The 22,212-nt window shown below is 60.3% G+C and carries 20 protein-coding genes; 6 read left to right on the forward strand and 14 right to left on the reverse strand.

Annotation, left to right across the window (positions count from 1 at the left end):
• Window positions 1-39 precede the first annotated feature (39 nt).
• The 5 genes from GHO32_RS02200 to GHO32_RS02220 all read right to left on the reverse strand — a co-directional run bounded on the left by GHO32_RS02200 (window position 40) and on the right by GHO32_RS02220 (window position 6,065).
• Complete coding sequence (locus GHO32_RS02200; protein WP_153336492.1) at window positions 40-951, reverse strand: hypothetical protein; 912 nt, start codon at window positions 949-951, stop codon at window positions 40-42.
• A 246-nt stretch (window positions 952-1,197) separates the two neighbouring features.
• A complete protein-coding gene (locus GHO32_RS02205; RefSeq protein WP_123750987.1) occupies window positions 1,198-1,674 on the reverse strand; it encodes a glycine zipper domain-containing protein in 477 nt (158 codons plus the stop codon).
• Window positions 1,675-1,898: 224 nt separating this feature from the next.
• The gene (locus GHO32_RS02210; RefSeq protein ID WP_372239781.1) at window positions 1,899-4,247 is read right to left on the reverse strand and encodes an FdhF/YdeP family oxidoreductase; all 2,349 of its coding nucleotides are present in this window, start codon (window positions 4,245-4,247) and stop codon (window positions 1,899-1,901) included.
• Window positions 4,244-5,083 carry a formate dehydrogenase accessory sulfurtransferase FdhD gene (fdhD, locus tag GHO32_RS02215; protein WP_123750988.1) on the reverse strand — a complete coding sequence of 280 codons (840 nt, stop codon included), beginning with the start codon at window positions 5,081-5,083 and terminating at the stop codon, window positions 4,244-4,246. The genes GHO32_RS02210 and fdhD overlap by 4 nt, the downstream gene beginning before the upstream one ends.
• Before the next feature lie 94 nt (window positions 5,084-5,177).
• A complete protein-coding gene (locus GHO32_RS02220) occupies window positions 5,178-6,065 on the reverse strand; it encodes a LysR family transcriptional regulator (RefSeq protein WP_048388859.1) in 888 nt (295 codons plus the stop codon).
• A gap of 66 nt (window positions 6,066-6,131) precedes the next feature.
• Here GHO32_RS02220 and lysM point away from each other — a divergent pair, with 66 nt between their 5' ends.
• The gene (gene lysM, locus GHO32_RS02225; protein WP_048366859.1) at window positions 6,132-6,572 is read left to right on the forward strand and encodes a peptidoglycan-binding protein LysM; all 441 of its coding nucleotides are present in this window, start codon (window positions 6,132-6,134) and stop codon (window positions 6,570-6,572) included.
• Window positions 6,573-6,691: 119 nt separating this feature from the next.
• On the opposite strand, the gene yrfG is transcribed toward lysM, so the two are convergent.
• The gene (gene yrfG / locus GHO32_RS02230) at window positions 6,692-7,354 is read right to left on the reverse strand and encodes a GMP/IMP nucleotidase (RefSeq protein ID WP_153335846.1); all 663 of its coding nucleotides are present in this window, start codon (window positions 7,352-7,354) and stop codon (window positions 6,692-6,694) included.
• Window positions 7,355-7,442: 88 nt separating this feature from the next.
• Here yrfG and nudE point away from each other — a divergent pair, with 88 nt between their 5' ends.
• Together nudE and cysQ are read left to right on the forward strand one after the other, a co-directional pair.
• A complete protein-coding gene (gene nudE / locus GHO32_RS02235; protein ID WP_048388865.1) occupies window positions 7,443-8,009 on the forward strand; it encodes an ADP compounds hydrolase NudE in 567 nt (188 codons plus the stop codon).
• The gene (gene cysQ / locus GHO32_RS02240; RefSeq protein ID WP_368668458.1) at window positions 8,006-8,830 is read left to right on the forward strand and encodes a 3'(2'),5'-bisphosphate nucleotidase CysQ; all 825 of its coding nucleotides are present in this window, start codon (window positions 8,006-8,008) and stop codon (window positions 8,828-8,830) included. Before nudE ends, cysQ begins: the two co-directional genes overlap by 4 nt.
• 99 nt (window positions 8,831-8,929) lie before the next feature.
• On the opposite strand, the gene GHO32_RS02245 is transcribed toward cysQ, so the two are convergent.
• The 3 genes from GHO32_RS02245 to GHO32_RS02255 are packed head-to-tail and all read right to left on the reverse strand — an operon-like array spanning window position 8,930 to window position 12,609.
• Complete coding sequence (locus GHO32_RS02245) at window positions 8,930-9,385, reverse strand: thioesterase domain-containing protein (protein WP_153335847.1); 456 nt, start codon at window positions 9,383-9,385, stop codon at window positions 8,930-8,932.
• 18 nt (window positions 9,386-9,403) lie between these two features.
• Window positions 9,404-10,798, reverse strand: coding sequence for a sigma-54 dependent transcriptional regulator (locus GHO32_RS02250; protein ID WP_153335848.1), 1,395 nt, complete (start codon window positions 10,796-10,798; stop codon window positions 9,404-9,406).
• Window positions 10,795-12,609: a sensor histidine kinase gene (locus GHO32_RS02255; protein ID WP_153442730.1), complete on the reverse strand. Its 1,815-nt coding sequence runs from the start codon at window positions 12,607-12,609 to the stop codon at window positions 10,795-10,797. The genes GHO32_RS02250 and GHO32_RS02255 overlap by 4 nt, the downstream gene beginning before the upstream one ends.
• 249 nt (window positions 12,610-12,858) lie before the next feature.
• On the opposite strand from GHO32_RS02255, the gene aguA reads away from it, so the two are divergent.
• From aguA to GHO32_RS02270, 3 genes are all read left to right on the forward strand, one after another.
• Window positions 12,859-13,965, forward strand: a complete 1,107-nt coding sequence (gene aguA / locus GHO32_RS02260; RefSeq protein WP_048366852.1) for an agmatine deiminase — start codon at window positions 12,859-12,861, stop codon at window positions 13,963-13,965.
• A 194-nt stretch (window positions 13,966-14,159) separates the two neighbouring features.
• Window positions 14,160-14,843, forward strand: coding sequence for a DsbA family protein (locus GHO32_RS02265; RefSeq protein ID WP_153335850.1), 684 nt, complete (start codon window positions 14,160-14,162; stop codon window positions 14,841-14,843).
• Window positions 14,844-15,089: 246 nt separating this feature from the next.
• Entirely contained in the window at window positions 15,090-16,373 is a 1,284-nt protein-coding gene (locus GHO32_RS02270; RefSeq protein WP_048366850.1) for an OprD family porin, read from the forward strand.
• Window positions 16,374-16,477: 104 nt separating this feature from the next.
• Here the strand turns inward: GHO32_RS02270 and GHO32_RS02275 are convergent, their stop codons facing one another.
• The 5 genes from GHO32_RS02275 to GHO32_RS02295 all read right to left on the reverse strand — a co-directional run bounded on the left by GHO32_RS02275 (window position 16,478) and on the right by GHO32_RS02295 (window position 22,180).
• A complete protein-coding gene (locus GHO32_RS02275; RefSeq protein WP_153335851.1) occupies window positions 16,478-18,901 on the reverse strand; it encodes a TonB-dependent siderophore receptor in 2,424 nt (807 codons plus the stop codon).
• 111 nt (window positions 18,902-19,012) lie between these two features.
• Complete coding sequence (locus GHO32_RS02280) at window positions 19,013-19,948, reverse strand: FecR domain-containing protein (protein ID WP_153335852.1); 936 nt, start codon at window positions 19,946-19,948, stop codon at window positions 19,013-19,015.
• A gap of 11 nt (window positions 19,949-19,959) precedes the next feature.
• A complete protein-coding gene (locus GHO32_RS02285) occupies window positions 19,960-20,460 on the reverse strand; it encodes a sigma-70 family RNA polymerase sigma factor (protein ID WP_031633056.1) in 501 nt (166 codons plus the stop codon).
• 102 nt (window positions 20,461-20,562) lie between these two features.
• Window positions 20,563-21,339 (reverse strand): hypothetical protein, encoded by a 777-nt coding sequence (locus GHO32_RS02290; protein ID WP_153335853.1) that lies wholly within the window; start codon window positions 21,337-21,339, stop codon window positions 20,563-20,565.
• Between the two features lie 13 nt (window positions 21,340-21,352).
• Window positions 21,353-22,180, reverse strand: coding sequence for a phosphatase PAP2 family protein (locus tag GHO32_RS02295; protein ID WP_048366847.1), 828 nt, complete (start codon window positions 22,178-22,180; stop codon window positions 21,353-21,355).
• Window positions 22,181-22,212 lie beyond the last annotated feature (32 nt).

Raw genomic sequence — 22,212 nt, forward strand, 5'->3', positions numbered from 1 at the left:
AAAAAACAACAGAATCGAGCGCATTTTTATTCTCCAGAATTAACGATCAGTGGGGGTGAGGTAGGTCACGGCATCACGACGGCGACCACCAAAGGTTGCACACAGGCTGGCAAAGAACGCGCCGAGCAGCAGTGTGATGAAGGCCCACAGAGTGCTCCAGGCAGCCGCTTTGGCAGCCAGGTCAGCGGCTTCTTTGGCTTTGACCTTGGCGTCTTCAATGGCCTGATGGGCTTTGGCGTAGACCTGGTCAACCCGTTGCTCGGCCTCTGGCTGAGTCAGATTAGTACGCTGGGCAACGATCTGCGCCAGGTAGCTGCGGTCCTCGGCGTTCAGTTCGCCGTCGTGCAGGCCGCGCACCAGAATGCGGCTTACGACGCTGCGCACATCTTGCTCGCTGAGGGCTGTGCCCTGGTCATTGCGAAACAGGCTGTCGATGAAATATTCCGGGCCTTTATCACCGCCGCCTTTGCGCATGTGCTCACCGGCTGCACTGGTGACAGCTGATGCCGCACCGGAAGCCACGTTAGCGGTTGCTTGAACGCCGCTGCCGATCACGCTGCTCAGGGAGCTGGCGATCAGTACCGCAGACACCAGCGTGGCCACGGCCCACGACAAGAAGCCGTGCGCGGTGTCGCGAAAGTACACTTCATCGCCGTGCATGCTGGACCATTTGACCCGCAGGCGACCGGCCAGGTAACCGCCCATGCCTGAGGCAATGATTTGCGTCACGGCCAGCCAGATAATCGCAGTAAAGCCCAGCGCCTTGGCGCCAACGCCTTCATCTGCCCATGGTGAAACGGCCGAAAAACCCAATCCGGCACCCAGCAAAATCAGCAGCAAAGAAAGTGAAGCCGCGGCCGCAGCGCCCGCAAAAATAGCGGCCCAGGACACGCCTGACTGGTTGGAGGAATCCTGCGGGGCAGGTGGATAGTGCTCTGTCGTCCCGATCATTATTGTTGTGCTCCTGAAATGAAATGAGGTGCAGCCTTCATTCAGGGAATTGCAGGGGCCATGCCAAGCCGGGTTTTGTCGATAACTCCATGTTTATCAACAAGATAGGTTTTTGAGTAAAACGGACAATCATGCAGCCTGCATGATTCGGGCAAATAAAGACGGGCGTAATGCATTGAAACAATTAGCCGGGGTACGCGGTGAGCCAAACAAAACGGGAGGCCTTGGCCTCCCGTTTGTGGGGTATCAGTGATGACGGTGCTTTCTTTTTTGGTGATGACCATAGGCATGGCCCCGGCCCCGGTGGTCGTCACGATAGTAGCGGCGGTCGTCGCGGTCACGGGCGCGGCGATCATCGGCATCGCTTTTATTGCCCATGTAATTGCCCAGTGCGCCGCCAGCACCGCCGCCTGCGGCAGAACCGACCAGAGCGCCCGTGCTGCCGCCCACTCCACGGCCCAACACGTTACCGCCGGCTGCGCCCAGAGCACCGCCAATGGCTGCTTCGCCACGGCTGCGCTTGTCGGCCCCCACCGCGCTGCCTGCTGCGCCGCCTACACCAGCACCAATGGTTGAACCGGTAGAGCCGCCCAGTTGCTGGCCGACCACGGCGCCCAACACCCCGCCCAATGCGCCGCCTACACCGGCTTCGGTGGTGCCACCGGCCGAGGCTACGCCACTGACCAGGCCAAGGGACAACAAGAGAATGGAGGTGAGCTTCATGGGTGAGCCTCAAAAGAATGACGGGGCGATCCTGAGGCTCAAAAGGGTTGGTTACAATCGGAATCCGACCAGTAACACGAGTTGTACACAATTACCTAAGTTATTGTTTTTGATGGGGAACTTAATAACTTTTCGAGAGTCTATCTCTCGTTCAGACAGGCTGCTTTTAACCAAAGCAGCCTTTTTTTGTGTCTGAAGAAATAGTTTGAAACCCCTGTCGGGGGTTAGCTCGCCTTCGCCATGATCAATCTCGACGGGCTGGCTGCTTCCAGGCAGATCGCGACGAATTTAGACGTTGGCGTGTGGCTGCCATCACCGGTGCTTTCCAGCGGCACCAGCGGGTTGACCTCCGGGTAATAAGCCGCAGCTTGCCCGGCCGGAATATCAAACGCCAGCAAGGTGAAGTTCTTCACCCGACGTTCATGCTGGTCATCCCAAATCGAAACAATGTCGACCTTCTGCCCCGGCTTGAAGCCCAGGCGGATGATGTCGGCTTCATTGACGAACAGCACGTCGCGCTGGCCCTTGACCCCACGATAACGGTCATCGAGGCCGTAGATGGTGGTGTTGTACTGATCGTGGGAGCGCATGGATTGCAGGATCAGGTCCGGCAGCTTACCCGTGGCGCGGGTGCGGGCGTCGATCAGGTCTTGCGGCAACGCATTGATGCGGAAGTTGGCGCGCTGGGTCGGAGTGTTCCACTGGCGCGCCCCGGCCGAGTTGCCGAGGTAGAAACCGCCAGGGTTCTGGATGCGCGTGTTGAAGTCTTTGAACCCCGGAATAGTGTCGGCAATCAGCTCGCGAATGCGGCCGTAGTCGGCCACGATCCAGTTCCAGTCGATGGGGTGCGTGCCCAAGGTGGCAGCGGCAATCCCGGCGATGATGGCAGGCTCCGAACGCATTTGATTCGACAACGCCTTGAGCTGGCCATTGGAGGCGTGGACCATGCTGAACGAGTCTTCAACAGTGACCGCTTGCGGGCCTTCGGCCTGATGGTCGATGTCGGTACGGCCCAGGCACGGCAAAATCAGCGCCTCTTTGCCATGCATTAAATGGCTGCGGTTGAGCTTGGTGCTGATCTGCACCGTGAGGTCGCAATTGCGCAGCGCTTCGGCCGTGCGCGGGCTGTCGGGCGTGGCTTGGGCAAAGTTGCCACCCAGGCCGATAAACACCTTGGCCCGGCCTTCGAGCATGGCGTGAATGGCTTCGACCACGTTGTGGCCGTTTTCACGCGGCACCTTGAAATTGAAGCGGCGTTCCAGCGCATCAAGGAAGGCCACCGGTGGGCGTTCGTTGATGCCCATGGTGCGGTCGCCCTGCACGTTACTGTGGCCACGCACCGGGCACAGGCCCGCGCCAGGGCGGCCGATGTTGCCGCGCAGGAGCATCAGGTTGGCGATTTCCTGAATGGTCTGGACCGAATTGCGGTGCTGAGTGATGCCCATCGCCCAGCACATGATCACGTTCTTGCCCTTGAGGTACATGCGCGCGGCGCGCTCGATGTCCACCAAAGTGAGGCCCGACTGCTCGACGATGTGCTCCCAGGACGTGTCGTCCAGGCTGGAGATGTAATCGAGAATGCCCGCTGTGTGTTCATTCAAAAACGCGTGGTCGAACACCGCCGGTTCGCCTGCCGCCTGTGCATCGCGCTCCCATTGCAGCAGGAACTTGGCCATGCCGCGCAGCAACGCCATGTCGCCGCCCAGCGCCGGGCGCAAGTAGGCGGTGTTGGTCGGGCGGTCGCCGTTGGTGAGCATTTCCAGTGGGTGTTGCGGATGCTGGAAGCGTTCCAGGCCGCGCTCTTTCAGCGGGTTGACACACACCACTTGAGCGCCGCGTTTAACCGCCTCACGCAGCGGTTCAAGCATGCGCGGGTGGTTGGTGCCGGGGTTCTGCCCCAGCACGAATATCGCGTCGGCGTGTTCAAAGTCGTCGAACGTGACGGTGCCTTTGCCGACCCCAATGCTTTGCGCCAACGCCACACCGCTGGCCTCGTGGCACATGTTGGAGCAGTCCGGAAAGTTGTTGGTGCCAAACGCCCGCACAAACAGCTGATACAAATAAGCGGCTTCGTTGCTGGCGCGGCCCGAGGTGTAGAACTCGGCCTCGTTGGGGCTCGACAGGTTCAGCAGATGACGGGCGATCACGCTGTTGGCCGCGTCCCAACTGATGGGCTCGTAATGATCGGTTTCGGCGTTGTAGCGCATTGGCTCGGTCAGGCGGCCCTGATATTCCAGCCAGTAATCACTTTGCTCCAGCAAGGCGCTGACGCTGTATTTAGCGAAAAAGGCTGCGTCCACCCGGCGCTTGGTCGCTTCCCAGTTCACCGCCTTGGCGCCGTTCTCACAGAACTTGACCATGCCGCTTTCCGGCGAGTCGCCCCAGGCGCAGCCCGGGCAGTCGAAACCGCCGTTCTGGTTGGTCTTGAGCATCATGCGCAGGTTTTTCAGTGCGTTGTCGCTGGTCAACCAGGCCTGCGCCACACTGATCAGTGCGCCCCAGCCGCCGGCCGGGCCTTTGTAAGGCTTATAGCGCGGAGTCGGGGTTTGGTCGGCTTGATGATGAAGGCTCACGATTGAATCTCCTGCGCAGGGCTGTACACCCGTGGCGCGCTTTTTTGTGGCAGATGAATAAGGTTGAGGTTGTGACGCCGGGCCCATTGCAGCGCCAGGCCCGTGGGCGAGGACAGGCTGATGAGGGTTTGAATCCCGGCGCGCAACACTTTTTGAATCAGCTCAAGGCTGCAGCGGCTGGTGACAATCGCTGCGCCACCGTTCAGGTCGATGTGTTGGCGCACCAGCGCACCGATCAGTTTGTCCAGGGCGTTGTGCCGGCCGATGTCTTCGCGGCCCATCAGCAGTTCGCCCTTGGCATCCATATAGACCGCCGCATGCACCGCGCCGCAGTGTTGGCCCAAGGGCTGGAATTCGCTGATGCGCTGGCGCAAACCGTCCAGCCATTGGGCGGGCGGTAGCGGCGCGCCGGGCAGCACCTTGAGGTCCGGCAGCGCTTGCTCCACCGCTTCGACGCCACACAACCCGCAGCCGCTGGTACCGGCCAGTTGGCGACGTTGCTGCTTGAGGTTCCAGAACGCCCGGCTGGCGATCTCGACCTGCGCGTACTGCGCCGAGCCTGAGCCGCTGAGCTTGAGGTCGTAGATTTCACTGGCGTCATGGATGATGCCGCTGCCCAGGCTGAAGCCGACGATAAAGTCTTCAAGGTCGGTCGGCGTCACCAGCATCACGGCCTGGCTGATGCCGTTGTAGGCAATCGCCAGGGCCACTTCTTCAGCCAGCGCCGTTTCTGCGCCACTGTCGTGGTCGAGCGTGACGTACTGATAAGTCTGGCTGGCAGCAGGCGCGGGCGTACTGAGAGCGGGCGCCGCGCACAAAGGGCGCTTGGCGTTCATAGGGCTTTACCAACGTGGTCTATGACCCTAAGCGTAGGCGCGACACTAAGTCGCGTCTAATCGCTAGCGTTGATCTGCTGATAGATGGCGTCGATCAAGACGGGCTGAGTGATTTCTGAAACAGTGCAAAACAGGCTTCTGCTAATGCCGAACGCGGCGCCTCCCGGCGCATGATCAACCCCAGTTGGGCCAGGGTTTGGGCGTCTTCAATGGGGTGCAGGCGCAAGGTGTCTGTCAGCGCTTCAAGCCCGCCTTCCAGCGGCATGACCGCGCAGCAGAGCCCTGCGTGGACCGCTTGCAGCAACTGATGCACGGCATCAGTTTGTAACAAAGGGCGGGGCGTGAGGCCACGGCTGTGGAAGTTGTGATCGATGGATTGGCGAAAGTGCATGCCGCCGCTGAGCAGCCCCAGTGGTAACTCAATCAGCGCCTCCCAGCTCAGGGGCTGTTCGCCAAAGTTGAAATGCCGTTGGTCGTAAAGTAAGCCCATTCGGGTGATGCCCAGGGCCAGAGAGTCAAAGCGCTCGTGGTCGAGGCGGTCCAGATACGACACACCAATGTCGAGCTGGTTGCTGGCCAGTTGCTCAAGAATATGTTCCGAACTCAGGGCCGACAGTTCAAAGCGCAGCTCCGGGTGTTGCTGGTGCAGGCGCTGCAATAAAGGCAGCGGGTCGAAGCTCGACAGCGGCACCACGCCCAGGCGCAACGTACCGATCAAGTTGCCGCGACAGGCCGCAGCCTCGGCCTGCAAGCCGTCGTAGGCCGCCAGCACCGTACGCGCCCAGGCGAGCACGCGTTCACCCGGTGCGGTAAAGCTTTCGAAGCGCTGGCCGCGGTTGACCAGTTGCAGGTCAAGCTCTTGCTCAAGGCTGCGCAGGCGCATCGACAGTGTGGGCTGGGTGATGTGGCAACGGGCAGCGGCCTGACCGAAATGCCGGGTTTCATCCAGGGCAATGAGGAATTTGAGCTGTTTGATGTCCATCGTTGCTCCCGCAATGATGGTCTACGCTTAGGTCTCTGGATATTTCAACCTTTAGGAGCGTGACCGATGAGCCTTTTAAGCTTTGTGAAAGAAGCAGGTGAAAAGCTAGCCCACCTGTTTACACCGGGTAATGCCAATGCCTCGGACGAACTCAAAAAGCACGTAGCGGACGTGGGCTTGGGCAATCCTAATATCAAAGCTGAGGTTGAGGGCGACAAGATAACCCTCACCGGCGAAGCCGCGTCGCAAGAAGAGAAAGAAAAAATCGTCTTGGCCGCTGGCAACATTGAAGGCGTGGCCAGTGTTGACGACCAGATCACCGTGACCGGCCCGGCTGTTGTGGCTTCGCGTTTTGTCGTGGTGCAAAAAGGCGACACCCTGAGCGCGATTTCGCTGCGGGTGTATGGCAACGCCAACCAGTACAACAAAATCTTTGAAGCTAACAAGCCGCTGCTCAAAGACGTGAACAAAATCTACCCGGGCCAGACACTGCGTATTCCTGAGTAACCTAACACCCTCTTGTGGGAGCGGGCTTGCTCGCGATGTAGGCGATGCGGTTTGTCAGAATAACCGCGTCGATGCTATCGCGAGCAAGCCCGCTCCCACGATTGGTGGTGACCGTGTGTTCAAAGCCCTTCCAGCAACTCGCGATAATCCCCCAGTGCTGCGAATTCTTCGGTGTCTTTCGGGCCTTTTTTGCTGTCCGGCTGTTTGACCGCCAGCAAGTGGCCGATGCCGAATGCACGGGCGCTGCGCAAAATCGGCAAGGTGTCGTCGATAAACAGGCTGCGGCTCGGCTCAAAGCCGATATCGGCTTGCAGGGCATCCCAAAACGCCGGGCTTTCCTTGGGGAAGCCGTAATCGTGGGAGCTGATCAGGCGCTCGAAATACGGCGCCAGTTCGATGCGTTCCAGTTTCAATGACAACGAATCGCGGTGCGCGTTGGTGATCAGAATCACCCGCTTGCCAGCCTGTTTGATCGCCGCTAAAAAGGTGTCTGCATCCGGGCGCAGGGCAATCAGGTGCGCGGTTTCGAGCTTGAGTTCGCGAACCGGGAGCTTCAGCTCGCGACTCCAGAAATCCAGGCAGTACCACTTCAACTGGCCTGCGTTGTTTTCAAACAGCGGCGTGAGCTCAAGGTCGGCCATGGCGCGGCTGATGCCATGCAGCTCGGCATAGCGCTGCGGCAGGTGTTCGAGCCAAAAGTGGTTGTCGTAGTGCAGGTCGAGCAGTGTGCCGTCCATGTCCAGCAGAACGGTATCAATGTCGCGCCAAGGTAACGCTGTCATGCAAAACTTCTCCCACAGTAGAAAAACATCCGACACAGACAATCGGAAAAGCCGGGGTATAGTAACCCGTTCATATTGAGGAGCCGCTATGCGCCAAAAACCCACCGTACTTGCCCGTGAAATTGTTGCCAGTAGCCGATTGTTTCGGGTCGAAGAAGTGCAACTGCGCTTTTCCAATGGCGTTGAGCGCACTTACGAGCGGCTGGTGGGGCGCGGTAACGGCTATGGCGCGGTCATGATCGTGGCAATGATCGATGCCGAACACGCCATCCTGGTCGAAGAATATTGTGGCGGCACCGACGAATATGAAGTCTCGTTGCCCAAAGGCTTGATCGAGCCGGGCGAAGACGTGCTGGCGGCCGCTGAGCGTGAATTGAAAGAAGAAGCAGGCTTTGGCGCCCGCCAGCTTGAGCATTTGACTGAGCTGTCGTTGTCGCCGGGGTACATGAGCCAGAAAATCCAGGTGGTGTTGGCTTCTGATCTGTATGAAGCCCACCTCGAAGGCGACGAGCCGGAGCCGATGCGGGTTGACCGGGTCAACTTGCGAGAGCTGTCGACGCTGGTGCAAAACCCGCAGTTCAGCGAAGGCCGTGCCTTGGCCGCGCTGTACCTGGCGCGTGATCTGTTGACCCAGCGCGGAGTGTTCAAACCGTGAGCCTGGCGCATCCCTTGTTGGCCCCGGTGATTGAACTCGCGCACCGTGCGGGCGAGGCCATTTTGCCGTTTTGGCGTGCGGATGTTGCCGTCACCGCCAAAGACGATAACTCTCCGGTCACCGCAGCTGACCTTGCGGCGCACCACATTTTGCTCGATGGCCTGACGGCGTTGGACCCGAGCATCCCGGTGCTGTCGGAAGAAGACGCCAACATCGCGCAGAGCGTGCGTGCTGGCTGGACACGCTGGTGGCTGGTTGACCCGTTGGACGGCACCAAGGAGTTCATCTCCGGCAGCGAAGAATTCACCGTCAACATTGCCCTGATCGAGGACGGTCGCGTGGTGTTCGGTGTGGTTTCAATGCCCACCAGTGGCCGTTGCTACTACGGTGGCGCGGGGCTGGGCGCCTGGCGGGCGGATGCGGATGTGATCGTACCGATCAGTGTGCGCGACGTGCCGCCCGCCGGTGAACCGCTGATCGTGGTCGCCAGCCGTCGGCATTCAAGCCCCGAGCAAGAGCGCTTGCTGGCCGGGCTGGAGACGGCCGTCGGGAAGTTGGAAACCGCCAACATTGGCAGTTCATTGAAGTTCTGTTTGCTGGCCGAAGGTGCGGCAGATTGTTACCCGCGTTTGGCGCCGACTTCGCAGTGGGACACTGCTGCCGCACAAGGCGTGCTTGAAGGGGCGGGCGGGGTGGTGTTGCAGCTCGATGGTCAGCCGTTCACGTATCCGCCGCGCGAATCGCTGCTCAATGGCTATTTTTTGGCGTTGCCCGCGAAGGCGCCGTGGCGTGAGCAGTTGTTGGCGTTGGCGCAGGGTTAAAAGCTACCCCTCTGTAGGAGCGAGCTCGCCTCGCGATCTTTTGATCTTTAAAAGATCGCGAGACAAGCTCGCTCCTACAAGGTGTTGGCGAACAGCAGACTACCGATGCAACACATACTGCCCGCTAAACCGCACCGCATCGTCCCCGCCGTCGGCGTTGATCATCCGCGTTTCAAGGGTTAAACGAGCGCGGCCGTGGCGTTTGTACATGGCCAGAAACTTGTTCCACGCAGCCTCTGTTGGCGCATCGCACAGCGCGATGGCGTCTTGGGTCACCGGCAGCGGGTAGCTGATGTGGCCTTCTTGAATCACGATGTGCCCGTCTTCGATCCCGGCCTCGCGCAGGCTCAAATGCAACCAGCCCCAACCGGCCAGCACCGCGCCGCAGTACAGGCTGCCGCCAAACATGGTGCTTTTGTGGTTGATGTTGGCGTCCAGCGGCAGGTGCAAACGCAATTGCCGATCCTGCCAGCCAACCACTTTGAGGCCCATTTCACGGGTCAGCGGAATGTCGTGATGAAGGATGGATTCCAGATAACGACTGTCGCGGTTCATGCGCGGATCCTGTTCAGGTCAATCAAGTTCATCGGTGTGAGGGTGGCTGCCGCTCTCGAAGTGCAGCCCGTGCTTGCGCAATTTGTCGTGCAGGGTTTTGCGCGGCACGCCCAGCGCTTCGGCGAGGCTGCGCATCGAGCTGTGTGAGCGCTCAAGCTCGGCAGCAATCAGGCTCTTTTCGAAGTGTTCGACCTGCTCGCTCAAGCTGCCAGACACCTCAAGGTCTGACGCCGTTGTGCCGTCGCTGGAGCCTTCATCCAGGGCCAGTTCCAGACCCAGGGCGAAGCGCTCTGCGACGTTTTGCAGTTCACGCACATTGCCCGGCCAGGTGTGGCGCAATAACTGCGCCCGCTGGCCCGGTTGCAACACGTTGAGCGCCAGACCGTGGCGGGCGCTGGCCTCGTCGGCAAAATGCTGGAACAGCACCAGCACGTCTTCACCGCGCTCGCGCAATGGCGAAATACGCAGCGGCGCGACGTTGAGCCGGTAGTACAAGTCGGCGCGAAAACGCCCTTGGTCGGCGGCCTGACGCAGGTCTTCCTTGGTGGCGGCGATCACCCGGATATCCAGCGGGATCAGCTGGTTGCCGCCCAAACGCTCAACCACGCGCTCTTGCAACAAACGCAGGAGCTTGACCTGTACATCCAGGCTCATGCTTTCGATTTCGTCGAGGAACAATGTCCCGCCATTGGCGAACTCGAATTTGCCGATACGGCGTTTTTGCGCGCCGGTAAAGGCGCCGGGTTCATGGCCGAACAATTCGCTTTCGACCACCGACTCGGCCAGCGCCCCGGCGTTGATCGCAACGAACGGGCCGTTGCGGCGGCTCGACAGGTCGTGCAGCGCCCGTGCGACGACTTCTTTACCAGAGCCGGTTTCGCCCAGAATCAACACGTCTGCCTTGGTCCCGGCAAGGGCGCCGATTTGTTCGCGCAGGCGCAGCATGGCCGAAGATTGCCCCACCAGTCGTGCGCTCAGTTGCTGGCGATCGCTGAGCGCCAGGCGCAGGCTGCGGTTGTCCAGCACCAGTGCGCGCAGGGCCAGGGCACGGCGCACGCTGTCGAGCAGGGCGTCGCTGGCAAAGGGTTTTTCCAGAAAGTCGTAAGCGCCCGTGCGCATGGCCTGCACCGCCAAGGGCACATCACCATGGCCGGTAATCAACAGCACCGGCAGCTCGGGGTCTTGCGCGTGCAGGTGCGTCAACAGCTCCAGCCCGTCCATGCCCGGCATGCGGATGTCACTGACCACCACGCCCGCCCAGTCTCGCGAGATGCGTTCAGCCAGGCCATTGGCTTCGGCCAGCGGCAGCACTTTAAGCCCGGCCAGGTCCAGGGTTTGGCAGAGCGCCTGGCGCAGGTGCGGATCATCATCGATCAAGATGACCTGTACGCGCGGATCAATGGGTTGGCTCATGACCTGGAGTCCTCTGAAGCTTGCAAGCTCACGCCCGGTGCACCGGCGCGCAGTCGTAGGGTAATTAAGGCGCCGCCTTCCTTGTGGTTGGCGAACAACAATTCGCCGCCAAACGCACGGATTAATGTGTCGCAGATGGCCAGTCCCAGACCCAACCCTTGGGTGCGGGTTTTGGTGGTGTAGAACGGCTCACCGGCGCGGCCCAACGCTTCCATGCAAAAGCCCGGGCCGTTGTCGCGAATGTACACAGTGACGCCCTCGGGCGTGGATTGGGCACTTAGCCACAACCGCCGGGGCGGGCCTTTTTCGGTGAGCGCATCAAGGGCGTTGGCCAGCAGGTTGCCCAGCACCTGGCGCAAACGGGTTTCACCGGCTTCGACCCACAGGGTGGCGGCGGGCAGGTCGCGGATCAGTTCGACTTCCATGCTGCGCCGACGTTTGGCCAACAAAGCCAGGGCATCATCCAGCGCCGGTTGCAGCGCCACGCTTTCGGGCGCATGGCGATCGCGCCGGGCGAACGCACGCAGGTGCGCAATGATCGAAGACATGCGCCCGGTCAGCTCATTGATCAATTTGAGGTTGCTGCGCGCATCGTCGATGCGCTGATGATCGAGCAACACTTCGGCGTTTTCGGCATAGCTGCGGATGGCCGCCAACGGCTGGTTGAGTTCGTGGCTGATGCTGGCCGACATGGTGCCCAGCGCGGACAGCTTGCCCGCCTGTACCAGGTCATCCTGGGCGCGCACCAGTTCTTGCTGGGCATGCTCGCGCTCCAGCACTTCTTTGCGCAGGCGCTGGTTGAGGCCTTCAAGGTCGCTGGTTCGTTCGGCCACCCGGCCTTCGAGTTCACGCCGGGCCTTGGCTTCGAAGGCGATGCGTTCCAAATAATGACGGCGGCGTTGCATCATCAAGCTGATCAGCAGCATGACTACCAACAAGGTGGCCGCGCCAATGGCCAGCACGGTCCGCACCGGGCGATCGATCAAGGTACGCGGCGCAAGAATATTTACGCTCCAGCCGGTCTCGTCGATTTTTTGCGTTTGTACTACCCACGAATCGGGGTTGATGTTCAGCGGCTGCAGGTTGCGCGTCGGGTAGGGCAGGATGGCGAAAATGTCCTGCTGCTCTTGCGGCGACAGTTTGCGCGTGGCCTTGAAACGCCAATCCGGGCGGGACGTGAGAATCACCACGCCGTTGTCGTCGGTCGTCAGCAATTGCTCCGGGGTGTTGCCCCACAAGCGCTCGGTGTGATCCAGGTTTACCTTGACCACCAGTACGCCGAGCTTTTTATCGCCTTCGGTCACCGGGGCGGCAAAGTAATAGCCGCGCTTGCCGGACGTAGTGCCCAAGCCGAAAAAGCGCCCCAACTTGCCGTCCATTGCTTCGCTGAAGTACGGACGAAAAGCAAAGTTGCGTCGGATAAAGCTGTCGGGCTTGTCCCAGTTCGACGTCGCCACTGTGTTGCCATCGGCATCAATCAGGTACATGACCTCGGCGCCGGTTTGGCTGTTGATCTCCGCGAGCAACTTATTGGCCGTGCTCAGGGTGTGCGGGTCTTCCGGGTCGGCCAGCGAATTACGCAGCGCGGGCAGTTCGCCCAGAATTTGTGGCAGCACCTCATAACGGTGCAGCGTGCCCAGCAAGTTGGCCACGTACAGGTCGAGGGTCTGGCGGTTCTGCCCGGCCAGTTCGCTGCGGTAATAGCGCTCGGCCAAGTGCTGCAGCGGCCACAACAAAGGCGCCAGGCACAGCGCCAGTAAGGCCAGGCTGCGCCAGCGGGGGCGGCGAGGAGTTGTAGGATTCGAGTTCATAGGGCGCAGTATACCTACGCTTAAACCGCGTAGGAGCGAGGCTACCAGCGCTATTTTTAATATCGATTTATATCTGTATTGAAAATGCTTTTGTCAGGGTTAAATCCGATAAATGGTTTTTATTGTGGATATTTATCGGCTATAAAGAGGGCCTTTCTTGACGAAATGCAGGCGGGCGTCCACTGTTTCCGGCCAGCCTGATTGATGCGCCCATCCCCCTTTTTTTGGTTCCCTGGAGTCCTGACGGTTATGACTACTTTGCACAGCACGCCCCGCGCTGACGGCTTTCACATGCCGGCCGAATGGGCTCCTCAAACTCAAGTCTGGATGATCTGGCCTGAGCGCCCGGACAACTGGCGTTTGGGCGGCAAGCCTGCGCAAGCCGCGCACGCTGCTGTGGCCAAGGCCATTGCCCGCTTCGAGCCGGTGACCGTCGGGGTGTCGGCCGCACAGTACGAAAACGCTCGCGCTCAGCTCGATGTGCCGAACATCCGCGTGGTCGAGCTTTCCAACGATGACGCCTGGGTGCGCGACAGCGGGCCGACGTTCGTGATCAACGACACCGGCGAAGTGCGCGGCGTGAACTGGGACTTCAACGCCTGGGGCGGGTTTGACGGCGGGCTGTACTTCCCGTGGAACCGCGATCAGCAAGTGGGCAGCAAGATCCTCGAAATCGAGCGCTCGGCGCGCTACTACACCGAAGGTTTTGTGCTGGAAGGCGGTTCGATCCACGTTGATGGTGAAGGCACATTGATCACCACCGGCGAATGCCTGCTGAACCGCAACCGTAACCCGCACCTGTCCCGTGAAGAGATTGAAAGCGTGCTGCGCGCGCAACTGGCTGTGGATAAGATCATCTGGCTGCCCGATGGCCTGTACAACGATGAAACCGACGGTCATGTGGATAACTTCTGCTGCTACGTGGCGCCGGGTGAAGTGCTGCTGGCCTGGACTGACGACGAGCGCGACCCCAACTACGTGCGTTGCCACGAAGCAATGAAAGTGCTGGCCACCAGCACCGATGCCCAGGGCCGTTCGTTTGTTGTGCACAAAATGCCGATTCCGGGGCCGATGTACGCCACCCAGGAAGAGTGCGACGGTGTGGATAAAGTCGCTGGCAGCCAGGACCGCAATCCGTCGGAGCGTTTGGCCGGGTCTTACGTGAACTTCCTGATCGTCAACGGCGGCATCATCGCCCCAAGCTTTGACGACCCGATGGACGCAGAGGCCAAAGACATCCTGCAAAACCTGTTTCCGCAGCACGAAGTGGTCATGGTCCCGGGGCGTGAACTGCTGCTGGGCGGTGGCAACATCCACTGCCTGACCCAGCAACAACCCGCCCCACGCAAAGCCTGACCCCACCCAAAACTGTAGGAGCGAGCTCGCCTCGCGATCTTTTGATCTTCTAAAAAGCTCGCAGCCTGCGCCAGCTCCTACAAGTCCTTTATTTGCCCGGTTCACGCAACACACTAAAAGCGCTGGCAGCGTTTTTCTGTTCTTGCCTTACCGCTAGTCTGACGCTCTGATTGATTGAACCTTCGGAGCGCTCCATGACCACCCCCGTTCTGCATTACATCTATGACCCGCTGTGCGGTTGGTGCTATGGCGCCAAGCCGCTGATTGACGCTGCCCGCGGCATTGTGCCGGTGGTGGCCCATGGCGGCGGCATGATGACCGGTGCCCAGCGCCGCCCTGTGTCTGCGCAACTGCGTGACTACGTCATGCCCCATGACCAGCGGATCGCCGAATACACCGGCCAGCCGTTTGGCGAGGCTTACTTTGAAGGGCTGCTGCGCGACACCACAGCGGTCTTTGATTCGGCCCCGCCGATCACTGCCGTGTTGGCCGCCGAACAACTGGCCGGGCGTGGCCTTGAACTGCTGGGGCGTTTACAGACGGCGCACTATGTCGAAGGGCGGCGGATTAGCGACAAGGATGTGCTGGTGGAGCTGGCCACTGAAATCGGTCTGTCCACCGAGGCCTTTGTTGAGGCCTTCGAGGCGGTCCGTGGCGAACCGACCCACACTCACATCAAAGACAGCCGCAAACTGCTCGGGCAGGTGGGTGGCCAAGGCTTTCCTACCCTGGTTCTGGAACTCGACGGGCGCTACCAAGTGGTCGATTTTGGGGCGTTTATCGGTAAGCCAGATGCCTTTGCGCGATGGTTGCGAGCACCCGCCCAAAGCTCAAACGATTCAGCGCCCGCCTGCGGCCTGAATGGCTGCGACGAGTAAAAGGTTAAGTGGCGATCAACGGTCTTTGAATATCTGGCAATTAACAATTTTTTCACGAAATTGACACTTTGCCTTAACGGCGGATAGGATCCCTGCCTACGCCTGTGGCGATAAGCCATGCACCAACTTTCTAAATGACCCGCGCGGTGTCTCGTGTGGGTCTTTTTTGTTATGTGAAGCAACCACCACTCAATGTTTCAGCTTGAAACCCACAGCGCGCCTCTATTCTGAAATAAGGAAAATAAAATGTTAAAAACACGGATAGGTCTACTCGCTCTGGGCGTACTCGGTGCTACCCAGGCCATGGCTAACGATCAAGCTGACGCAAAAGGTTTTGTAGAAGACAGCCACCTGAACGTATTGGCGCGCAACGCCTACATCAGCCGCGACTACAAACACCACCAACAAGACAAAGCTGAATGGGGCCAAGGCTTCCTCGGCACATTCACCTCCGGCTTCACCCAAGGCACCGTGGGCGTGGGTGTGGATGCTTTCGGCATCTACGCACTGCGTCTGGACGGCGGCAAGGGCAGCAGCGGCGCAGGCGGCATCGACTTCTTCAAGCAAGACCATAACGGCAAAGCCGCTCACGACATCGCCAAGGCTGGCGCTGCAGTGAAGTTCCGCATTTCCAACACCGTGCTGAAATACGGTGATCAAATGCCAGCTCTGCCGGTACTGATGTACGACAACTCCCGTCTGATGCCAGAAAGCTTCACCGGTACCCTGTTGACCTCCAAAGAGATCGACGGCCTGGAACTGAACGTGGGTCGTTTCACCGAAGAGTCGCGTAAAAGTGCTGAAGCGCGTAACAGCGGCGGCCTGAAGAGCATCAACGTGTTCGGCGGTAGCTACAAGTTCACCGAGCGCTTCTCGGCCTCGTTGTACGGCTCCGAGATGAAAGACGAGCTGCGCAAGCAATACCTGGGCATGACCTACGCCCTGCCACTGGATGACAAACAGTCCCTGACGTTTGACTTCAACGGCTACCGCACCCACGTAGACTCTGGCTACGCGCGTGACGTGCTGAAGGTTGACGGCACCGACAACAAGATCTGGAGCCTGGCAACCACCTACGCGTTCGGCGCGCACTCGCTGGTTCTGGCTTACCAGAGCAGCACCGGTGAAATCGGCTACCCATACGGCGGCTACCGCAATGCGGGCGGCGTGGGCGACGGCGGCAACACCATCTTGCTGGCCAACTCCTACTGGTCTGACTTCAACGCCAAAGACGAGCGTTCGTGGCAGCTGGGCTACGGCTTCGACTTCGGCGCGGTTGGCATTCCAGGCCTGACCTACAACATCGCCTACGTACGCGGCACCAACATCGACGACGGTTCAGGCCGTGGTCGTGGTACCGAGCGCGAAATCTACAACCAGGCCAAGTACGTTGTACAAAGCGGTCCGGTTAAAGACCTGAGCGTGCGTCTGCGCGGTTCGTGGTTGCGCGTTTCCAACAACGCCAGCGACTACAACGTCGGCGGTAACGAAGTCCGTGTATTTGTTGATTACCCAATCAGCATTTTCTGATGCCGCGGGCCTGCCAGTCAGGTCTGACATCTGAATAAAAAACGCCCCGAACCGTTTGGTTCGGGGCGTTTTTTTTGTACGGACTTTTGTGGGGCCCTACCGCCTTAAAAATCCCAGCGAGTGGTCACCATCACGTTGCGCGGGTCGCCGTAGTAGGCGGAGTCATAAAAGCCGATGTTGGTGAAGTACGCCTTGTCGAACAGGTTGTTGACGTTGACGGTGGCCGACAGGTTGTCGGTGAACTGGTAGCGCGCCATCAAGTCCACCAGCCAGTACGGGTCTTGGGTGAATTTTTCGTAGCGTCCCGCGCGGTTGTCGTAGCCCCAGTTGTACACCGTCTGCCAGCCAGCACCTTGCCAGCGTGCGCCGCCACCGAGGGTGAGTTTGTCCAGATTACCCTTGAGTTTGTAGCTGCTGTAAAAGCTGACCTGGTCCTGCGGCTCCCAGGTCGCGACTTTTATGTGGTCGTCGTCGCGGCTGATTTTGTGCGTGTAACCCGCCTGCAACTGCCAGCCGGGGCTGAGCTCTCCGGAAATTTCTGCCTCGTACCCTTTGGTCGTGGTCTTGGTGCCGATGTAGGAGTATTCCGCACCGGGGGTGGAGTTAAACAGCAGGTCTGCGACGGGCCGGTTGGTTTCATGCACTTCAAAGTAGGCAAGGCTGCTGTTCAGGCGGCCGCCGAAAAACTCGCTCTTAAGCCCCAGTTCATAGTTTTTGCCTTCGTCGGGGGCAAGCATCTTGCGCGTGCGGTCACGGTACTGCGTCTGCGGCTGGAAAATTTCGGTGTAGCTGGCGTAGGCCGAGACATTGTCATTGAGGTCATACACCACACCGGCATAGGGCACGACCTTGCCGCTGGCCTTGGTTTTGCTGGTGCCGGTGACTTGGTAGTTGGCAACCCGGGTGCCGAGCATCACGTGCAGGTCATCCATCAGGCTAAAGCGCCCGGCGATGTAAGTCCCGCTTTGGCGAGTGGTCTCATCGTTTATTTTGGTGGGCTGATTCCACAGCGGCTCAATGGCTTGGCCGTGCCATTGATAGAAATCGTAGCTGTTGTCGAAGTAGGTGGCGTTTGAGTAGTCCTTGCCTTTCCAGTCAGAGATGGACAGGGACTGGCCCACGACTAATTGGTGTTCGCGGCCAAACAGCTCGAAAGGTCCCGAGGCATAGACATCGAGGCTGTCACGGGTGGTTTCGCCGGTATATTTGCGCGCATAAATCGAACTGGCGGTTGCGGAGTCCTGTGAGATGTAACCCAGCGGCGCGTCGTAGCCATTGATCTGATGGTTGTATTGGCCTTTGGTCACCCAGCCATTGTCAAAGTTGTGCTCAAGGGTGGCGAACACGGTTCGGCTGTACTGCTCCCAACTGCTCCATTTGGGGCCGTTGTTGAATGAGCGCGGCAGATCCAGCTTATTGCCCGTCGCATCGAAAATGGTACGCGTGCCGGTCCAGCTGGAGCCTTTGGGGTTGCTGTCCTGATAGTCGGCGCCCAGGGTGAGCAGCGTGTCTTCATCCAGATCGACCTCAAGAATGCCGTAGTACACGCCGGTTTTGCGCGAGTAGTGGTCCAGGAATGACTTTTTGTCCTGATACGCCGCGACGGCTCGACCGCGCACGTTGCCGGTCTCGGTCAGCGGGCCGCTCACGTCGATTTGTGTGCGGTAGTTGTCCCAGGAGCCGGCGCCCACCTCGATGCTGCTCATGAATTGCGAGGTGGGTTTTTTACGAATCAGGTTGATGGTGCCGCCAGGGCCGCCAGCCCCGGTGAGCAGGCCGGTCGCGCCCTTGAGCACTTCAACCCGGTCATACAGGGCCATGTCGGTCAGGGTCTGCCCGGCCGAGTATTGCGCGTCCCGTAGAGTCGGTATGCCATCGTATTGAAAGTTGACGATGGAAAAACCGCGCGAGTAGTAATTGGTGCGCTCAGTGTCATACGTCGACACCGTGATGCCTGGCGTGTGGCGCATCACGTCATCAATGGCGTTGAGTCCGAAATCGTCCATGACCTGGCGGGTCACCACCGAAATCGACTGCGGCGTTTCTCGCGGGGTCAACACCAGGCGCGTGGCTGTGGCGATGGTGCCCGGCGTGTAGGACCCCGTGCCCTCGGTAACAGACCCCAACTGGTTGGTAGTGACCTGAGTGGCGCCCAGCTCCAGCGCCGATTGCGCGTTGCGTGCGACCAGTACATAGCCCCCATTGCTCTGGCGCTCGGCTTGCAAGCCGCTGTTGGCGAGCAAGCGCTCCAGGCCTTCTTCAACACTGTATGAGCCTTCCAGCCCGCTGGTGTGGAGGTGGCGAGCCTGTTCCGTGTCGAACGAAATAGTCACCCCCGCCTGCACGCCAAACTGGGTCAGGGCGTTGCCCAACGGGCCTGGGGCAATCTCGTACACCGTCTGGCTTTGCGCGCACGCCTGGGTGGGCATCAGCGCCAGGGCGGGCAGGCTGGCCAGCGACGCGCCGAACACCGCCATGCGCACAGCGCGCGTTATCTGGGTACTGGCATTGAGGGGGAGCGGGGGCATTCGGTGATCCTTCCGTTAGTCTGGCAGATAGCCGCTGTGATCGCGGTTTGTGTCAAAGACGGATGAGAATCAAAATCAGCAAGGCCGCGCGCCGGGATTTTCTAAATAAACTCAGACCGGCTCGATGTTGGCCCAATAACGCGTCACATAACGCACCTTGACCGGTAAGGTCTTGCTCAGGTTTTCCAGAACGGTGTCGGTGTCATCGATGCGAAACGCCCCCGAAATGCTCAACCCTTGAACCGCCGGGTCGCACCGCAGTACGCCGGGGCGATAACGGCCCAACTCTTCGATAAAGTCCCCCAGGGGCCAGTCATTGACGCTCAACATGCCCTGCACCCAGGCGGCCGATTCAGCCGGTAAAAGCCCAATCGCGCTCACCGCATCGCGGTCGAACGTGACTTGCTGCCCGGCCTCCAGCCGCAGCGGCTGGTCGGCATGCTGAAGCGGGCGGACTTCAACCGCAGCCTGTAGCACGCCGACGCGGGTGTAGGCGGGCAGTTGGCGAACACTGAAGCGGGTGCCGAGCGCCCGCACGTTGCCGTCAACCGTTTGCACGACCAAGGGCCGCGGGTCGGCGGGCTTGGCGGTTTGCAGCAGGATTTCGCCGCGATACAACTGGATCTGTCGCTGCGTTGCATCGAAGTGAACATCCAGCGCGGTGCCGGCGTTCATCTCCAATTGCGAGCCGTCCTCCAGCCGCAGCGAGCGGCGCTCACGGCTGCCGGTGCTCAGTTCTGCCAGCATCGAGCGATAGGGCACCTGCTCAACGGCCAGCCACGAACACCCGCCCACGGCCACCAGCATGCTGAGGATTTTCAGCACATCACGGCGCTGGGCCTTGGCTGCCCCCAAACTGGACAAAGCCGCTTGCCGGGGCATTTTGGACCACTGCTGCTGGAGGATTTCGACCCGTGTCCAAGCCGCCGCATGCTGCGGGCTGGCGTGCAGCCAGGTGTGCCAGGCCCGCTGTCGCGCCTCATTGACCGTGCCGTCATTGAGTTGCACATACCAGGTGGCGGCGGCTTCGAGGGTTTTGATGTCCATATCAGGTAGCCTCACGCGTCAACCAGCAACAGGCAGCGGGTCATGGCGCGAATCAGATGGTTTTTAACCGTGGTCACCGACACCCCGAACCGTTCTGCTGCGGCCACGTAGGTCAGCCCTTCCAGCTGGACGGCGAGGAAAATCTCCCGGGTTCTGGGGCCCAGTTCGTCGAGCAGGGTATCGATTGAGATCAGCATCTCGATGATCGACAACCGCACCTCCGGCGACACCTCCACCGGCTCTGGCCGTTGCGCCAATGCAAACAGATACGCCTGCTCAATGGTGCGCCGACGGGACTTGTCGATCAGCAGCGAGCGGGCAATGGCACTGAGATAGCCCCGAGGCTCGCGGATGGGCACGTCATGGCGGGCTGTCATCACCCGCACAAACGTGTCCTGAGCCAAATCCGAAGCATCGGCCGCATTACCGAGCCGCACGCGCAACCAGCCTTTCAGCCAACTGTTGTGTTCGCTGTACAGCTGATGAAGCGCTGAATGATCGAGCGACGACATGAGAGAGTCACCAAAAGCGTAAATGGTAATCGCTCTCATTGTCGTGATGGCACGTCAGTAATGCAAGGGGGGAGGGGCAACTACCTTGCGGGCTGCAAACGCCTAAAACCGTCCGCTAATCCCCAACAACGGGCCTTTTTGCACGATGTCGTACACAAACCCGTCGTTGCGATAGTTCACGCCCATGGCCCGGTAGCCGGCCACCGCCGAAAATCCGGGGGTGAATTCCCAGCCTGCCAGGGCTGCCAGGTCCCAGTCTTCACGGGATTGCCCGGCACCCACCATGCCCCAGGAGGACAACCAGAACCGCTCATTGACCGCATAGCGCCCCCGCAGCCCGACCATGGCGTCTGCCCACGTGGCGTTGTCAGAGCCGGAATGCCCCGAAGCCTGCCCACCATGCAGGGTCAGGGTGGTGCTGCTGTACCAGACGCGCACGCCGCCCGCGACGTCGACCCGATAATCGTCATCGCCCAGAACGGTATAGCCGCCGCCCAAAAAGCCTGACGCCGTCTTGCCTTCAACTTCCAGCTTGGACCCGGTAGGCAGGCGGTTGCGGGTGTCGGTGTCGATGTACATCAGGTCGGCAAGCACGCTGTATGGCCCGCGCCGCGCCTCGCCCATGAACATCAACGACATGTCGACGGTACGTGCGATGTTTGAGAAATCGGACTTCACAGAGGCCGTCCCGGTGCTTTTGTGGCCGACGTGCCCACGAATACCGGCGCCCCACAGGTATGGCCCACCGTTGAACTGCCATTCATCATTGTCTGCCGCGTTGGCAGCCGTCGGCAGGCCGCCTGCAGCGCTCGCCAAGGCCCCGAACAACAGGGCCAGATGCACGTGTTTACGCCGCAACGAAGTGTGACTGAGCCTCATGGCGCATCCCCGTTCAGTGCTGCGTCAACGAGAGCGCGACGCCCTCGGCGGCGCAGTTTTCTGTCGGCGTGTTGCCTGCTTTTTGCGCCGCCTGGATTTCTTCCTTCGCCGCTGCCAGATCCTTCAGGAACGCCGGATTGCTGTGCAGGCTGGCCACGGTGGCGGCGCCCATGATGCGCCCGGCATCCACGTCGCTCTGCCAGTGGGCGTTGCAGATGACGCGGCTTTGGCCGTACGCCAGGCCGCGAGTCATCAGTTCAGTGGCGCGTGCCGGGTTCACTTCTGCGAGGATCAAGCCCCAGGCCCAGCCTGCCGCCGAGTGTCCGGAAGGCCAGGAACCGTCGGTGCGTAGCAGCGGTTCCATGTCTTTGCGGCAAGTACCTTCGTCATGCACCACAAACGGACGGGTGCGGTTGTAGGCGTTTTTCCCGGCATACGTGGAGCCACCGGCATCCGTCAGGGTGCGCTGCATCAAGGTGTACAGATGCGGAGTGGTCTTCTCGCTGATCTGTGTCCCCATCGCGCACGAGAACGTGTTCGCGGGGCCCGGGAACGACAACTCTGCATCCGTTGCGGCGAGTGCCTCCCGGGCCGTTCCCCGTAGTGCCAGCGCCGCCCGCCGAGCTTCTTCATCCCGCGCCAGCGCCGCGGAGTCGGGCTTGGGCGGCGCGCCGAGCAATGCCAGGCGCAGCGGCAGGTCGGCCGGGTTGAGGTAACCCGGAGCCAGCTTGAAATGAGGGTCCGTGATCTTGGTGGCCGCCTCTTCGGCAAGCACCAGCCCCGACCACAGCAGGCCAGTCAGGGACACGGTCAGCCCCAACTGCTTATGTCGTTGTTTCATCGCGTGTTCCCTTGTTGGTCCTGTGGCGGATG

The sequence above is a fragment of the Pseudomonas sp. FSL R10-2189 genome, from assembly GCF_009600325.1.
Classification (GTDB): Bacteria; Pseudomonadota; Gammaproteobacteria; order Pseudomonadales; family Pseudomonadaceae; genus Aquipseudomonas; species Aquipseudomonas helleri.

Bases quoted from the DNA above. Each gene is read 5' to 3' on its own strand.
- GHO32_RS02265 (WP_153335850.1), top strand. From the start codon at position 14,160: ATGACCACCCCCGTTCTGCATTACATCTATGACCCGCTGTGCGGTTGG.
- GHO32_RS02280 (WP_153335852.1), bottom strand. From the start codon at position 19,948: ATGGACATCAAAACCCTCGAAGCCGCCGCCACCTGGTATGTGCAACTC.
- GHO32_RS02275 (WP_153335851.1), bottom strand. From the start codon at position 18,901: ATGCCCCCGCTCCCCCTCAATGCCAGTACCCAGATAACGCGCGCTGTG.
- GHO32_RS02220 (WP_048388859.1), bottom strand. From the start codon at position 6,065: ATGGACATCAAACAGCTCAAATTCCTCATTGCCCTGGATGAAACCCGG.
- fdhD (WP_123750988.1), bottom strand. From the start codon at position 5,083: ATGAACGCCAAGCGCCCTTTGTGCGCGGCGCCCGCTCTCAGTACGCCC.
- GHO32_RS02245 (WP_153335847.1), bottom strand. From the start codon at position 9,385: ATGAACCGCGACAGTCGTTATCTGGAATCCATCCTTCATCACGACATT.
- GHO32_RS02255 (WP_153442730.1), bottom strand. From the start codon at position 12,609: ATGAACTCGAATCCTACAACTCCTCGCCGCCCCCGCTGGCGCAGCCTG.
- GHO32_RS02270 (WP_048366850.1), top strand. From the start codon at position 15,090: ATGTTAAAAACACGGATAGGTCTACTCGCTCTGGGCGTACTCGGTGCT.
- GHO32_RS02200 (WP_153336492.1), bottom strand. From the start codon at position 951: ATGATCGGGACGACAGAGCACTATCCACCTGCCCCGCAGGATTCCTCC.
- nudE (WP_048388865.1), top strand. From the start codon at position 7,443: ATGCGCCAAAAACCCACCGTACTTGCCCGTGAAATTGTTGCCAGTAGC.
- aguA (WP_048366852.1), top strand. From the start codon at position 12,859: ATGACTACTTTGCACAGCACGCCCCGCGCTGACGGCTTTCACATGCCG.
- GHO32_RS02290 (WP_153335853.1), bottom strand. From the start codon at position 21,339: ATGAGGCTCAGTCACACTTCGTTGCGGCGTAAACACGTGCATCTGGCC.
- GHO32_RS02205 (WP_123750987.1), bottom strand. From the start codon at position 1,674: ATGAAGCTCACCTCCATTCTCTTGTTGTCCCTTGGCCTGGTCAGTGGC.
- GHO32_RS02285 (WP_031633056.1), bottom strand. From the start codon at position 20,460: ATGTCGTCGCTCGATCATTCAGCGCTTCATCAGCTGTACAGCGAACAC.
- yrfG (WP_153335846.1), bottom strand. From the start codon at position 7,354: ATGACAGCGTTACCTTGGCGCGACATTGATACCGTTCTGCTGGACATG.
- lysM (WP_048366859.1), top strand. From the start codon at position 6,132: ATGAGCCTTTTAAGCTTTGTGAAAGAAGCAGGTGAAAAGCTAGCCCAC.
- GHO32_RS02250 (WP_153335848.1), bottom strand. From the start codon at position 10,798: ATGAGCCAACCCATTGATCCGCGCGTACAGGTCATCTTGATCGATGAT.
- GHO32_RS02295 (WP_048366847.1), bottom strand. From the start codon at position 22,180: ATGAAACAACGACATAAGCAGTTGGGGCTGACCGTGTCCCTGACTGGC.